The organism is unidentified bacterial endosymbiont (genome assembly GCF_918797525.1).
In the GTDB taxonomy this organism is placed as follows: Bacteria; Pseudomonadota; Gammaproteobacteria; order Enterobacterales; family Enterobacteriaceae; genus Enterobacter.
The window spans coordinates 1,763,507-1,777,404 of sequence record NZ_OU963893.1; the positions used below are offsets into that span (position 1 = coordinate 1,763,507).

The following is a 13,898-nucleotide window of genomic DNA, read 5'->3' on the forward strand; positions in this document are numbered from 1 at the left end:
TTCTGGCGTCTGCCGGAGGTCAGGTTTTTTTGTTTCAGGAGTTCGGATGAAAATCGCCAAGATCCTCAATAATAATGTGGTGGTTGTTCAGGATGAACGTGGATGCGAACAGGTTGTGATGGGCCGTGGGCTGGCCTTTCAAAAACGCGTCGGCGATGCTCTTGATACTGCGCGGGTTGAAAAGGTGTTTGCACTACAGAGTGACGAACTGGTGCGTCGTCTTGGGGAATTACTGAGCCAGATTCCGCTGGACGTAATGACCACCTGTGATTGCATCATTGGGCTGGCGGCGCAGCGGCTGGGAAAACTGCAGGACAGTTTGTATATCACCTTAACCGACCACTGTTATTTTGCGATTGAACGCCAGAAGAAAGGGCTGGCAATTAAAAACGTGCTGCTGTGGGATATTAAACGGCTGTATCCGAAGGAGTTCGAATTAGGGCAGGAGGCTCGCGCCATAATCGCCAAACGCCTGAACGTCGAACTGGCGGAGGATGAGGCCGGTTTTATCGCTCTGCATCTGGTCACGGCACAGCTCAACAGTGAGATGCCGGAAGTGATGCACGTGACCCGGGTAATGCAAGAGATCCTGCAGCTGGTGAAGTACCAGCTGCAGCTTGAATATGACGAAGAGTCGCTCAGCTACCAGCGTTTTGTCACGCATCTGAAGTTTTTCGCCCAGCGGATGCTAACCCGCACCGTGGTGGAGGATGATGACGTTTCGCTGCATACGGCAGTAAAAGATAACTACGCGAAAGCGTGGAAATGTGCTGAAAAAATTGCACAACACCTGAACAAAAGCTATCAGCGTGAGCTGACAACCGAAGAAATTATGTTCCTCGCGATCCATATCGAGCGAGTGAGAAAAGAGGGGCGTTAAGCCTCTCAAACTGGATTGTTACTGCGTTACGCAGGCAAAACCTGAGCGCGGCTTCTGAAAAGAGGACGTTCTCGGGTTTTTTATTTTTATACTCAGTCAACAGTTGCCTGCGGGCAACGGATGTAAGGAAATCGAGATGGAATACCAGGCGTTAGCGAAGGATATTCTCGGCCACGTTGGCGGAAAAGAGAACATTGTCAGTCTTGTACACTGCGCCACCCGGCTTCGCTTCAAACTGAAAGACAATCAAAAAGCCGATGCACAAGGGCTAAAGAACAACCCGGGCGTGATTATGGTGGTGGAAAGCGGCGGCCAGTTTCAGGTGGTCATCGGTAACCACGTCAACAGCGTCTGGAAAGCGGTACGCAGCGAGGCCGGGCTGACGGATGACGTGCCTGCCGCGCAGGAGACCGGTGAAAAAGGCAACCTTCTGGGCCGCCTGATTGACATCGTCTCCGGGATTTTTACGCCGTTTATCGGCATTCTGGCCGCTTCCGGTATTCTTAAAGGGCTGCTGGCGCTGGCGGTGGTTTGTGGCTGGCTCGCTCCCGAAAGCGGCACTTATAAAATCTGGTTCGCGGCGAGCGATGCCCTGTTCTTCTTCTTCCCGATGGTGCTGGGCTACACCGCCGGTAAAAAATTCGGCGGGAACCCGTTCATCACCATGGTGATTGGAGGGGCGCTCACCCACCCGATGATGATCGCCGCGTTTGAGGCCAGCCAACAGCCGGGTGCGGTGGGTGAGGCGTTTCTCGGCATTCCGGTGACCTGGTTTAACTACAGCTCATCGGTGATCCCTATCATTCTTGCCGCCTGGGTGAGCTGCTGGCTGGAAAAGCAGAGCACGAAGCTGCTGCCCTCCGCAATGAAAAACTTCTTTGCACCGCTGATCTGTTTAGGTGTTACCGTGCCGCTGACGTTTCTGGTGATTGGCCCGCTGGCGACCTGGCTGAGCCAACTGCTGGCGAACGGCTATCAGTGGATTTACGTCCTGGCGCCGTGGCTGGCGGGCGCGGCCATGGGCGCGCTGTGGCAGGTCTGTGTGATCTTCGGTCTGCACTGGGGGCTGGTGCCGCTGATGATTAACAATATTGCGGTGCTGGGCCATGATTCCATGTTGCCCATGCTGCTGCCCGCCGTGTTTGGCCAGGTGGGCGCGGCGCTGGGCGTCTTCCTGCGTACCCGCGATGCGCGTCAGAAAATGCTGGCCGGTTCATCCGTTACGGCAGGGATCTTCGGTATCACCGAACCGGCCGTGTACGGCGTGAACCTGCCGCTACGTCGCCCGTTCATCATTGGCTGTGTGGCGGGCGCGATTGGCGGAGCTATTGTCGGCTTCAGCGAAACCCACGTTTACTCCTTCGGCTTCGCCAATATCTTTACCATCGCGCAGATGATCCCGCCGGGCGGGGTAGATGCCACGCTGTGGGGCGGCATTATCGGTACGCTGGTGGCGCTGGTTCTGAGCTGCGTGCTGACGCTGGCGGCAGGCATGCCCGGGCGCACGATGCCGGATGCCGTGGTGCCCGCCGCCGTCGGCGATGACGATGTGCTCTCACCAATGACGGGTACGGTTCTGGCGCTTGACCAGGTACCGGATACCACCTTTGCCAGCGGCCTGCTGGGTAACGGTGCCGCCATCATTCCCTCCGATAACAAGGTTATCTCGCCGTTTGCCGGTGAAGTAGCCTCTCTGTTCCAGACTAAACATGCCATCGGTTTGCTCAGCAACAGCGGCATCGAAGTGTTAATTCATGTAGGCATCGACACCGTCAAGCTCGACGGCAAGCCATTTACCGCCCACGTGAAGGTGGGCGACAAAGTGCAGCCGGGTGATCTGCTGCTGGAGTTTGACCGTCAGGCGATTATCGATGCCGGATATGACCTGGCAACCCCGATTATTATCAGTAATAGCGACGAGTATCGCGAGGTGGTGACCGTGGCGGCATCGTCCGTCAACGCCGGTGCGCCGTTACTCAGCGTAAGCCATCAATAACAGGAGAACGTGATGAAAACTTTCCCGGATGATTTTTTATGGGGCGGCGCGGTTGCTGCCAATCAGGTAGAAGGGGCCTACAGGGAGGATGGCAAAGGGCTGTCCACCTCAGACGTCCAGCCGCAGGGGGTTTTCGGCCCGGTGCTGGAGCGCGTCGCGGGCGACAGCGGCATTAAAGATGTCGCCATCGACTTCTATCACCGCTACCCGGAGGACATCAAACTGTTTGCCGAAATGGGCTTTAGCTGCCTGCGCGTCTCCATTGCCTGGACGCGCATTTTCCCGAACGGTGACGAACAGCAGCCCAATGAAGCGGGTCTGGCCTTTTACGACAAGTTGTTTGACGCGCTGGCCGCGCATAACATTACCCCGCTCGTCACGCTGTCGCATTATGAAATGCCGTGGGGGCTGGTGAAGCAGTACGGCGGTTGGGGCAACCGTCAGACTATCGGCTTCTTTGACCGCTATGCCCGTACCGTCTTTGCGCGCTACAAAGAGAAGGTGAAGCTGTGGCTCACCTTCAACGAGATCAACATGTCCCTGCACGCGCCGATGACCGGCGTGGGTCTGCCGGAAACCAGCAGCAAAAGCGAGGTGTATCAGGCTATCCACCATCAGCTGGTGGCCAGCGCGCTGGCCGTAAAAGCCTGCCACGACATCATCCCGGATGCGAAAATCGGCAACATGCTGTTGGGCGGCCTGATGTATCCGCTGACCTGCAAGCCGGAGGATGTGCTGGAAGCGCTACAGGAAAACCGCGCCTGGCAATTCTTTGGCGATGTGCAGTGCCGTGGCGCGTATCCGGGCTATATGTTGCGCTTCTTCCGCGATAACGGTATCGAGGTTGAGATAACCGATACTGACCGTGAGGCGTTAAAATCGACCATCGATTTTATCTCGTTCAGCTACTACATGACCGGGTGCGTCACCACCGATGAAGCGCTCAACCAGCAGGCGCGCGGCAATATCCTCAGCATGGTGCCGAACCCGCACCTTGCAAGCTCCGAATGGGGCTGGCAGATTGACCCGATCGGCCTGCGTACGCTGCTTAACGTGCTGTGGGATCGCTATCAGAAACCGCTGTTTATCGTGGAAAATGGCCTGGGTGCGAAGGACAAACCGGACGCTAACGGCGTGGTGCAGGATGACTATCGTATCAGCTACCTTAACGATCACCTGGTGCAGGTGTGTGAAGCTATTGATGATGGCGTTGAGGTGATGGGCTACACCAGTTGGGGGCCGATAGACCTGGTGAGCGCCTCTAAAGCCGAACTGTCCAAGCGCTACGGCTTTATTTATGTCGATCGTGATGACAGCGGAAACGGCACCTTAGCGCGTAGCCGCAAGAAGAGTTTTCACTGGTATAAAGAGGTGATTACCACGAAAGGCGCTTCGCTGAAAGCGTAATTGAACTGTGTTTGCCCGGTGAGTTACCGGGCAAACGGGTCAGAAAATCATTTTGAATACACCCGTCACCACCAACAGACCAATCAAAAATATAATCAAAATTACCCACAATAATATTTTCATTCGCTTCTCCTGCGTCTGTATGTCGTGAGTAAGTGTAGCAGTCAATTTATATCTTTCATGAATTCACTCAAATGATTCATTCATAACAAGAATAATTTTCCGTATGTGTAAATGTATGACAAATTGCAGATTGCCACGCGTTACTAAAAACAAGATGGGTTTCCAGCGTAATTTGCGCTTTTATTTTTCGAGTTTATGGCGTAATGAAACGTTTTCGTATTTTATCTCTGAGTGCTCCTCTGGTTTTATTGCTGGCAGCCTGCGCACCGGAACATGCCACGGTTTTCCCCATAAAAACGCAAGTGGCTGCGGCATCGGTTAAAACGGGGTTCAGTCATACCGAGTGGCCGAAAAATGAGTGGTGGAAAGACTATAACGATCCCGAGCTTAATGCGCTGATTGCAAAAGCCTTACAGGATGCGCCGGACATGCAAATTGCCCGCCAGCGTATTACGCTCGCCGAAGCTCAGGCAAAAGCCACCATGGCGGCTGACGGGCCGCAAATGGATTTTTCAGCGGATGTTGAACGCCAAAAAATGTCGGCGGAAGGGCTGATGGGGCCATTTGCTATTACCGATCCCGCCGCAGGGACCACCGGGCCATGGTACACCAACGGAACTTTTGGCCTGACCGCCGGCTGGGATCTCGATCTGTGGGGTAAAAATCGCGCGCTGGTGGAGGCCCGTATCGGCAAGGTCAACGCGCAAAAAGCGGAAATGGCGCAAACGCGTCAGTTGCTTGCCAGCAGCGTGGCGCGCCTCTACTGGCAGTGGCAAACGCAGGCTGCGGTGGGGGATATTCTTACGGAAATTAAACACCAGCAGGAAAGCATTATTGCTGTCGATCGCGAGCTGTATCAGCACGGGATCACCTCCTCTGTAGAAGGTGTCGAAACCGACATCAACGCCAGTAAAACGGAACAGCAGCTGGCAGAGGTGCGGGGCAAAATGAAAACCATAGAGGCGCGGCTGGACGCGCTGACTCATGCCTCCGCAATAACGCTCACGCGCCATGCGTTACCCAACGTCGACGCGGCGTTACCGACCACGCTGGGCTATGAGCTGCTCGCCCGTCGAGCGGATCTGCAGGAAGCGCACTGGTATATCGAATCCTCAATGAGCGAGGTGGATGCCGCCAGAGCCGCCTTCTACCCGGACATAAACCTGATGGCGTTTCTGCAGCAGGATGCGCTGCATCTGAGCGACCTGTTCCGCTCTTCCGCGCAGCAAATGGGCGTGACGGGCGGACTGACGCTCCCGATATTTGACAGCGGCAGGCTGAACGCCAGCCTGGATGTGGCCCAGGCGCAAAATAACCTTTCGGTTGCCAACTACAACAAAGCGGTGGTTGATGCGGTTAACCAGGTGGCGCGCACCGCCAGTGAAGTTGAAACCCTGGCGAGCAAAAACCAGCACCAGCAGCAGGTGGAGCATGATGCCGCACGCGTCGTGGCGCTGGCGCAGGCGCGTTTTCGTGCCGGAATTATTGCAGGCTCACGGGTCAGCGAAGCCAAAATACCGGCTCTTAAAGAACATCTTGCCGCCCTGACGCTGCAGGGGCAATATGTGGATGCCACGCTGCAACTCACCTCCGCGTTGGGTGGTGGCTACCACCATGGCTAAAATGGGTGGTTAACTATACTTACCTCTTTGTGGATTTACAGGAGGTGAGTATGACCCGAGTAGCGATTGTTACCGCATCGGATTCCGGAATCGGCAAAACCACGGCGCTTATGCTGGCTGAGCGCGGGTTTGATATTGGCGTGACCTGGCATTCAGATGAAAAAGGCGCGCTGGAAACCTGTCGTGAAATTGAAGCACAGGGGCAGCGTGCAGAGGCTATCCAGCTGGATTTAAGTACCCTGCCGGAAGGGGCAAAGGCGATTAAAACCCTGATCGACCGTTTTGGTCAGCTAGACGTGCTGATTAATAATGCTGGCGCAATGACCAAAGCGCCTTTTCTGGATATGGCGTTTGACGACTGGCGGAACATTTTCACCGTTGACGTAGACGGCGCGTTTCTTTGCTCACAAATTGCCGCTCGCCAGATGGTGAGGCAGGGGAAAGGGGGGCGTATCGTGAATATCACCTCTGTCCATGAACACACGCCGCTGCCGGATGCCAGCGCTTACACCGCGGCTAAACATGCCTTGGGCGGGTTGACCAAATCCATGGCGCTGGAGCTGGTGAAGTACAATATCCTGGTTAACGCCGTTGCGCCCGGCGCTATTGCAACCCCGATGAACGATATGAATGACAGCGCAGTGAAGGCGGGCTCAATGCCGAACATCCCGCTGGCGAGGCCCGGGCACACCAGGGAGATTGCCAGCCTGGTGGCGTGGCTGTGTGACAGCGATGCCAGCTATACCACCGGACAATCGTTTATTATTGATGGCGGATTTATGCTGGCGAATCCGCAGTTTAAACCAGCCCAGTAGCGCAATTCCGCCTCCTCACCCCGGACCGTACACCTCTTTGGGGTGAGGGGGAGACGCTCAAACTCACTCCTCTCCACGCATCTTCTCCCGATACTTCAGCCACAGCCGCGCCGCAATCACCGCCGCTACCACCAGAATCAGCCACGCCCAGTGTTTAATATGCTGGTCAAGATGGTGCAGCCACGGGCCAATAACTTCTCCGCCCACATAGCCGAGCGTGGTGAAAATCAGCGCCCAGGCGATCGCGCCAAGGATATTCAGCGGCAGGAAAATTTTCGGTGATAACCGGCTCGCACCAATCAGTATCGGGCCGATAATGCGAAAACCGTACATAAAGCGGGTGCCAATGACAAACAGATAAGGATGACGCTGGATCAGCCTCTGGGCACGACGTATTTTCTTTTGATGCTTCGCGAACCGCTTAAGCAGCGCAGGGCCGAAGCGCAGCCCGAGAAAATAGAGCAACTGGTCGCCAATCATGCCGCCCAGCGCCACGGCAGCCACCACCAGCGGAAATGTGAGCAGCCCCTGATGCGCGGCGACACCGCCCAAAAGCGTGATAGTTTCGCCTTCTGCAACGCTGCCGATCACCAGCGCGGCGTATCCATATTGTTCAATAAGTCCATTAATATCCATTACGTCTTCATTTCCTCCCTTCGGATGCCTGGGTTAATCATATACCCCATAAATCAACCATGCGGTAATCAACGGAAATTTCCCACTGTACATAAAATAATCGAAAGTCTGGATTATACTTAGGCTATCGCTGACGGGCCGACAACAAGGGGGCGCTATGAACCATGTCTGGGGACTCTTATCCCATCCCGATCGTGAAATGCATGTCATTAAAAGCGAGAACGAAACGGTCGCGCATCACTACACGCATCACGTGCTGCTGATGGCAGCGGTGCCGGTGATTTGCGCGTTTATAGGCACCACCCAAATCGGCTGGAACTTTGGTGATGGCACCGTAATCCAGCTTTCGTGGCTAACGGGTTTATCCCTGGCTATTCTGTTTTATGGCGTCATGCTTGCCGGGGTGGCCGTGATGGGGCGCGTTATCTACTGGATGGCGCGTCACTACCCGCAACGCCCGTCACTTAATCGCTGCATGATCTTCGCCGGATATGTCGCCACCCCGCTGTTCTTAAGCGGTATTGTTGCGCTCTATCCCCTTGTCTGGTTATGTGCGCTAGTCGGCACCCTGGCGCTCTTTTACACCGGTTATCTGCTGTATCTGGGCGTACCAACCTTCCTCAATATTAACAAAGATGAGGGCCTCAGCTTCTCCGGTTCGACGCTCGCCATCGGCGTGCTGGTGCTGGAGGTGTTACTGGCGCTGACTGTTATTCTGTGGGGTTATGGTTACCGTCTCTTCTAAGCTCACTGCATTGTTGGCGTAAATGCCAGCAATGCAGCATCTGTTCACGATTATCCGCTGGCGACGCGGTACAGTGACCGCTATGATGCCTAAGCCAGCCTGTGTTTATCCACTGACGCAGGCGGTGTGCGTATAACGTGCGTGAATAATTATCAGAAGTCTCACCATGCTGAAATTCAGAGTCTCATTACTTAGCCTTGCGCTGATCCTTGGGAGCAGCGTTACCGCGCCCGCGTTGGCTAAAACGCCTGCGGCAACCCCCGCAGCTGCGCAGCCGCAAATTGCCTCCGGCAGCGCGATGATCGTTGATCTCAATACGAACAAAGTTGTCTACGCCAGCCATCCGGATCTGGTGCGCCCGATCGCCTCAATTACCAAATTAATGACCGCGATGGTCGTGCTTGATGCACGTCTGCCGCTGGACGAAAAACTTAACGTCGATATCAGCCACACGCCGGAGATGAAAGGGATCTATTCCCGCGTGCGTCTGAACAGTGAAATCAGCCGCAAAAATATGCTGCTGCTGGCGCTTATGTCTTCCGAAAACCGCGCGGCAGCGAGCCTGGCGCATCATTATCCGGGCGGCTACAACGCATTTATTCGTGCGATGAATGCAAAAGCCAAATCGCTGGGAATGAACCATACCCGCTTCGTGGAGCCGACGGGTCTGTCGATTGACAACGTTTCAACGGCGCGGGATTTGACGAAGATGCTGATTGCCAGCAAACAGTATCCGCTGATTGGCCAGCTCAGCACCACGCGTGAGGAGATGGCAACCTTTGCGAAGCCGGTTTATACGCTGCCGTTCCGTAATACCAACCATCTGGTGTACCGCGAGAACTGGAATATCCAGTTAACCAAAACCGGATTTACCAATGCGGCGGGTCACTGCCTGGTGATGCGCACCGTTTTCAACGGTAAGCCGGTGGCGCTGGTGGTAATGGATGCGTTTGGAAAATATACCCATTTCGCGGATGCAAGCCGCCTGCGCACCTGGATTGAAACCGGGAAAGTGCAGCCTGTTCCGGCTGCCGCGCTGAGTTATAAAAAGCAAAAAGCACAACAGATGGCAACCGCGCAAAACGATTGATCTGTTATGCTTATTCCGGCAGCGTCCAGTCACCATCGTTGAGTGGGCGCTGCATAATTAACGTATCCCGCCAGTCACCTTTTTTATAACCCACGCTGCGTAACTGACCTACCACCTCAAATCCGTGCTTTTTATGCAGCCGTAAAGATCCGGCGTTATTGTTTCCATCTCCCACCACGGCAATTATCTGTCGCTATGGGCCTTGCTCGCAGCGCTTAACAATCTCTTAGATTTGGCTGTATGATTTAATCAGGCGCTTGCGTATTGTGCTGCTCCGTTTCCACGCTCTCTTTCCAGTATTTATTCCGCGTTGTCTTGCCAATACCGGGGTTCATGCAGTTTGTGGGGTCATTTTCGCGATAAAACTGCTTAAGTGTCTCCGGTGCTTTATACAGATGACCAACGTTATGTTCCGCAGGGTATTGCGCGCCACGCGCGTGCAGCAGGGCCAGCATCTGCTCTTTGAGCGCATGCGGGTCGACCCCTTTTTTGACAATATAATCCTGATGGAAGACATAACACATAAAGTGGCCGTAATAGAGCTTGTGTACCAGCTTGCTGTCAATCTCCGGCGGCAGATGCTCAAACCATTCGCTGTCGTTACGACGCAGGGCAATGTCCAGCGCCAGAATATCTTCCACCTCCCCGGCATGAACGGCCTGGTAACGAATCGCGGCGCCCGCAGCGGCGAAACGGTGCAGGAACGCCTTGCTCCCCTCTTCAGGCGTACAGGCAAAGAAATCCCCGTCGGCGGTTTTGAAAAATTGGTCAAGCCAGGTCTGTGCTTCCGCTATGCCATCCCCGGCCATTTTCAACAGCAGATGGTGTTCATACTTATCGCGCCAGGTTTTCATACGCTCCGGTAAATGCGCCGGGAAGACGTTGCTCAGTTTCTGCATAAAGCGATCGGTGAAGTGCGGCCTGAACAGCGACACTTTTTCGAGCATCGCGTCGGTGCGGCCTTTCATGGCGAAGAAGACCGGCATTTTATCGGTGCCGAGCTTGTCGATCATCAGAAAGGTGTCTTTGCCGTAGCGTTCTGCAATATCGTAGATATCACGGTGCATATATTCACCCGCCACCGGCAGATGCGTGAATTCGCCCAGAATATGGCGACGAAGTTCAGTCAGCACCTCGGGCTGGTTAGTGCCAATATAAAAGACCTGCTGTTTTTTTTGTGCCGGGAAGGTATCAAGGCGCACCGCAAAGACGGCGAGTTTACCCGCACAGCCGGACGATTCAAACAGACGGTCCGGGTCGGCGTTATAGCGGGCTGGCGTGTCTGCCTCAATGTCACGCACGCGGGTAATGTAGTCGTGATCGTGTGCGTGACGGCCATCGTGTTGGACGTCGGCGTCTTTGACACGATCGTCGTCAAGCTTACTCAGGATCTGCTCAGGCGTCACGCCCAGATCAATACCCAGATGGTTAACCAGCATCAGCTTGCCGTTTTCATCGATCCGGGCGTAAAGCGACATTTCGGTATACGCAGGTCCACGCTGAACCAGCGAGCCGCCGGAGTTATTACAAATACCGCCAATCACCGAGGCGCCAATACAGGAGGAGCCAATCACCGAATGCGGTTCGCGTCCCAGCGGCCTGAGCGCTTTTTCCAGCGAGTAGAGCGTGGTGCCGGGGAAGGCGAGCACCTGTTCCCCTTTGCCCAGCAGATGAAGCTTATCGAGGCGCAGGGTGCTGATTATCACGATGTCACGATCGTAATCGTTGCCGTTTGGCGTTGAGCCTTCGGTCAGCCCGGTATTCGCCGCCTGCATAAGAATAATTTTGTCGGCGGCAACGCAGGCGCTTAACACACGCCACAGTTCGAGCAGCGTGCCGGGGAAAACCACCGCCAGCGCATCGCCCTGACCGGAGCGAAACCCCTTACGGTAGCGAGCGGTTTTGGCCGGGTCGGTAAGCAGGTGAGAGTGACCAACCAGGCGCGACAGTTCGTTAATAAAGGTATTGTTATCGTCAGTTCGAACAGAAGACATCTTCCACTCCTTGTGGTGGGGCTAATTTCTCGCTGTAAAGCATAGCGCGATTAACCATTAAGCGGTCGGGTATTCACCAGAAAAATCAGAGAATAACCCTGCAACGTTCAGAGGGTTTGTGGCACACTGCGCTTTTCGCACGGTCTGGCCGCGTGCTTCCGGCGGTTATTGATGAGAGAGTAAAACAACATGAAATGGCTATGTTCTGTAGGTGTTGCCGTCAGCCTGGCGCTGCAACCTGCGCTGGCAAATGATCTGTTTGGTAATCACCCGCTCACGCCTGAAGCCCGCGACGCGTTTGTCACGGATTTGCTGAAGAAAATGACGGTCGATGAGAAAATTGGCCAGTTACGTCTTATCAGCGTCGGCCCGGATAACCCGAAAGAGGCCATCCGCGAGATGATTAAAGGTAGCCAGGTTGGGGCGATTTTTAACACCGTCACCCGCCAGGATATCCGCACAATGCAGGATCAGGCGATGGAACTCAGCCGCCTGAAAATTCCGCTGTTCTTCGCCTATGACGTGCTGCACGGTCAGCGTACCGTTTTCCCGATAAGCCTCGGATTAGCCTCTTCCTTTAACCTTGATGCGGTCAACACGGTCGGGCGCATCTCTGCCTATGAAGCGGCGGACGATGGTCTGAACATGACCTGGGCGCCGATGGTGGATGTGTCGCGCGATCCGCGCTGGGGCCGTGCCTCGGAAGGTTTTGGCGAGGACACGTATTTAACCGCCACAATGGGGAAAACCATGGTGGAAGCGATGCAGGGTAAAAGCCCGGCGGATCGCTACTCGGTGATGACCAGCGTCAAACACTTCGCGGCCTACGGTGCTGTCGAAGGAGGTAAAGAGTACAACACCGTCGACATGAGCCCGCAGCGTCTGTTCAACGACTACATGCCGCCGTATAAAGCGGGCCTGGATGCGGGTAGCGGCGCGGTAATGGTGGCGCTGAACTCGTTGAATGGCACCCCGGCCACCTCAGACGCCTGGCTGCTGAAAGAGGTCCTGCGCAACCAGTGGGGCTTCAAAGGCATTACCGTTTCTGACCACGGCGCGATTAAAGAGCTCATCAAACACGGTACGGCTTCCGACCCGGAAGACGCGGTGCGCGTGGCGCTCAAGTCCGGCATCAACATGAGCATGAGCGACGAATACTACAGTAAATACCTGCCGGGGCTGGTGAAGAGCGGCAAGGTCACAATGGCGGAACTGGACGATGCAGCGCGCCACGTGCTGAACGTGAAATATGACATGGGGCTGTTCAACGATCCATACAGCCACCTCGGCGCGAAGGAGACCGACCCGGTAGACACCAACGCGGAAAGCCGTCTGCACCGCAAAGAAGCCCGTGACGTCGCGCGTGAAAGCCTGGTGCTGTTGAAAAACCGCCTTGAAACACTGCCGCTGAAAAAAACCGGCACTATTGCGGTGGTCGGCCCGCTGGCCGACAGCAAGCGTGACGTGATGGGAAGCTGGTCCGCCGCGGGCGTAGCCGATCAGTCCGTGACGGTTCTTACCGGCATTAAAGACGCCGTGGGTGAAAACGCCAACGTGGTGTACGCCAAAGGGGCGAACGTGACTGACGACAACGATATCGTCACCTTCCTCAATCAGTATGAAGAGGCGGTAAAGGTCGATTCGCGCTCGCCGAAAGAGATGATCGATGAAGCCGTGAAGGCGGCAAAACGGTCCGACGTGGTGGTGGCGGTGGTGGGGGAAGCGCAGGGCATGGCGCATGAAGCTTCCAGCCGTACCGATATCACCATTCCGCAAAGCCAGCGCGACCTGATTGCCGCCCTGAAAGCAACCGGTAAGCCGCTGGTGCTGGTGCTCATGAACGGCCGTCCGCTGGCGCTAGTGAAAGAAGACCAGCAGGCTGATGCCCTCCTTGAAACCTGGTTTGCGGGTACCGAAGGGGGCAATGCTATTGCCGACGTGCTGTTTGGTGATTACAACCCGTCCGGCAAGCTGCCTATGTCCTTCCCGCGCTCTGTCGGGCAGATCCCGGTGTATTACAGCCACCTGAACACTGGTCGTCCGTATAATGCCGACAAGCCGAACAAATATACCTCACGCTATTTCGATGAAGCCAACGGCCCGCTGTATCCCTTCGGTTATGGCCTGAGCTACACCACCTTTACGGTCTCTGAGGTGAAACTGTCCTCGCCGACAATGAAACGTGATGGCAAAGTGACCGCCAGCGTTGAGGTAACCAACACCGGTAAACGCGAAGGGGCAACGGTCATTCAACTGTACGTTCAGGACGTGACGGCCTCAATGAGCCGCCCGGTGAAACAACTGCGAGGCTTTGATAAGGTCAACCTCAAGCCGGGCGAAAGCAAAACCGTCAGTTTCCCGATTGACGTGGACGCGCTCAAATTCTGGAACCAGCAGATGAAATACGACGCCGAGCCAGGCACGTTTAACGTCTTTATCGGCGTGGACTCAGCCCGCGTCAACAAGGGCGTGTTCGAGCTGCTTTAACGTTTTTCTCCTGCATCCCCCGGTTAGGGGGGGGCATCCTGCCTTCGACTAAAAACGCATTTTGGCGGTTGATGCCGCCGTTTTAAGCTACGCTTTTCTCTCA

Annotated in this window: 10 protein-coding genes and 2 pseudogenes; 8 read left to right on the forward strand and 4 right to left on the reverse strand. The window is 55.2% G+C overall.

What is annotated here, in order from left to right; translation table 11 throughout:
• Window positions 1-46: 46 nt before the first annotated feature.
• From licT to NL510_RS08425, 3 genes and pseudogenes are all read left to right on the forward strand, one after another.
• Complete coding sequence (licT, locus tag NL510_RS08415; RefSeq protein ID WP_253383616.1) at window positions 47-880, forward strand: BglG family transcription antiterminator LicT; 834 nt, start codon at window positions 47-49, stop codon at window positions 878-880.
• Between the two features lie 10 nt (window positions 881-890).
• Window positions 891-2,876 (forward strand): annotated as a pseudogene (gene bglF / locus NL510_RS08420) (PTS beta-glucoside transporter subunit IIABC).
• A 12-nt stretch (window positions 2,877-2,888) separates the two neighbouring features.
• Window positions 2,889-4,283, forward strand: coding sequence for a glycoside hydrolase family 1 protein (locus tag NL510_RS08425; RefSeq protein WP_253383620.1), 1,395 nt, complete (start codon window positions 2,889-2,891; stop codon window positions 4,281-4,283).
• A gap of 39 nt (window positions 4,284-4,322) precedes the next feature.
• Here the strand turns inward: NL510_RS08425 and yohP are convergent, their stop codons facing one another.
• Window positions 4,323-4,406: a small membrane protein YohP gene (gene yohP, locus NL510_RS23150; RefSeq protein WP_015572324.1), complete on the reverse strand. Its 84-nt coding sequence runs from the start codon at window positions 4,404-4,406 to the stop codon at window positions 4,323-4,325.
• A gap of 203 nt (window positions 4,407-4,609) precedes the next feature.
• Between yohP and mdtQ the strand changes: the two genes are divergently transcribed.
• On the forward strand, window positions 4,610-6,028 hold the full coding sequence (gene mdtQ / locus NL510_RS08430; RefSeq protein ID WP_253383622.1) for a multidrug resistance outer membrane protein MdtQ: 1,419 nt from the start codon (window positions 4,610-4,612) through the stop codon (window positions 6,026-6,028).
• 50 nt (window positions 6,029-6,078) lie between these two features.
• Entirely contained in the window at window positions 6,079-6,843 is a 765-nt protein-coding gene (locus NL510_RS08435) for an SDR family oxidoreductase (RefSeq protein ID WP_253383624.1), read from the forward strand.
• A 63-nt stretch (window positions 6,844-6,906) separates the two neighbouring features.
• Here the strand turns inward: NL510_RS08435 and NL510_RS08440 are convergent, their stop codons facing one another.
• A complete protein-coding gene (locus tag NL510_RS08440; RefSeq protein WP_253383626.1) occupies window positions 6,907-7,479 on the reverse strand; it encodes a DedA family protein in 573 nt (190 codons plus the stop codon).
• A 157-nt stretch (window positions 7,480-7,636) separates the two neighbouring features.
• Here NL510_RS08440 and NL510_RS08445 point away from each other — a divergent pair, with 157 nt between their 5' ends.
• Window positions 7,637-8,224, forward strand: a complete 588-nt coding sequence (locus NL510_RS08445) for a Yip1 family protein (protein ID WP_253383635.1) — start codon at window positions 7,637-7,639, stop codon at window positions 8,222-8,224.
• A gap of 166 nt (window positions 8,225-8,390) precedes the next feature.
• Window positions 8,391-9,314, forward strand: coding sequence for a D-alanyl-D-alanine endopeptidase (gene pbpG / locus NL510_RS08450; protein WP_253383637.1), 924 nt, complete (start codon window positions 8,391-8,393; stop codon window positions 9,312-9,314).
• A 10-nt stretch (window positions 9,315-9,324) separates the two neighbouring features.
• On the opposite strand, the pseudogene NL510_RS08455 reads toward pbpG, so the two are convergent.
• Window positions 9,325-9,525: pseudogene (locus NL510_RS08455) on the reverse strand (GNAT family N-acetyltransferase); the annotation flags it as partial.
• Window positions 9,526-9,559: 34 nt separating this feature from the next.
• Complete coding sequence (gene dld / locus NL510_RS08460) at window positions 9,560-11,308, reverse strand: D-lactate dehydrogenase (RefSeq protein ID WP_253383639.1); 1,749 nt, start codon at window positions 11,306-11,308, stop codon at window positions 9,560-9,562.
• A 189-nt stretch (window positions 11,309-11,497) separates the two neighbouring features.
• On the opposite strand from dld, the gene bglX reads away from it, so the two are divergent.
• Complete coding sequence (gene bglX / locus NL510_RS08465) at window positions 11,498-13,795, forward strand: beta-glucosidase BglX (protein WP_253383641.1); 2,298 nt, start codon at window positions 11,498-11,500, stop codon at window positions 13,793-13,795.
• Window positions 13,796-13,898: the final 103 nt, after the last annotated feature.

Bases quoted from the DNA above. Each gene is read 5' to 3' on its own strand.
- licT (WP_253383616.1), top strand. From the start codon at position 47: ATGAAAATCGCCAAGATCCTCAATAATAATGTGGTGGTTGTTCAGGAT.
- NL510_RS08425 (WP_253383620.1), top strand. From the start codon at position 2,889: ATGAAAACTTTCCCGGATGATTTTTTATGGGGCGGCGCGGTTGCTGCC.
- yohP (WP_015572324.1), bottom strand. From the start codon at position 4,406: ATGAAAATATTATTGTGGGTAATTTTGATTATATTTTTGATTGGTCTG.
- mdtQ (WP_253383622.1), top strand. From the start codon at position 4,610: ATGAAACGTTTTCGTATTTTATCTCTGAGTGCTCCTCTGGTTTTATTG.
- NL510_RS08435 (WP_253383624.1), top strand. From the start codon at position 6,079: ATGACCCGAGTAGCGATTGTTACCGCATCGGATTCCGGAATCGGCAAA.
- NL510_RS08440 (WP_253383626.1), bottom strand. From the start codon at position 7,479: ATGGATATTAATGGACTTATTGAACAATATGGATACGCCGCGCTGGTG.
- NL510_RS08445 (WP_253383635.1), top strand. From the start codon at position 7,637: ATGAACCATGTCTGGGGACTCTTATCCCATCCCGATCGTGAAATGCAT.
- pbpG (WP_253383637.1), top strand. From the start codon at position 8,391: ATGCTGAAATTCAGAGTCTCATTACTTAGCCTTGCGCTGATCCTTGGG.
- dld (WP_253383639.1), bottom strand. From the start codon at position 11,308: ATGTCTTCTGTTCGAACTGACGATAACAATACCTTTATTAACGAACTG.
- bglX (WP_253383641.1), top strand. From the start codon at position 11,498: ATGAAATGGCTATGTTCTGTAGGTGTTGCCGTCAGCCTGGCGCTGCAA.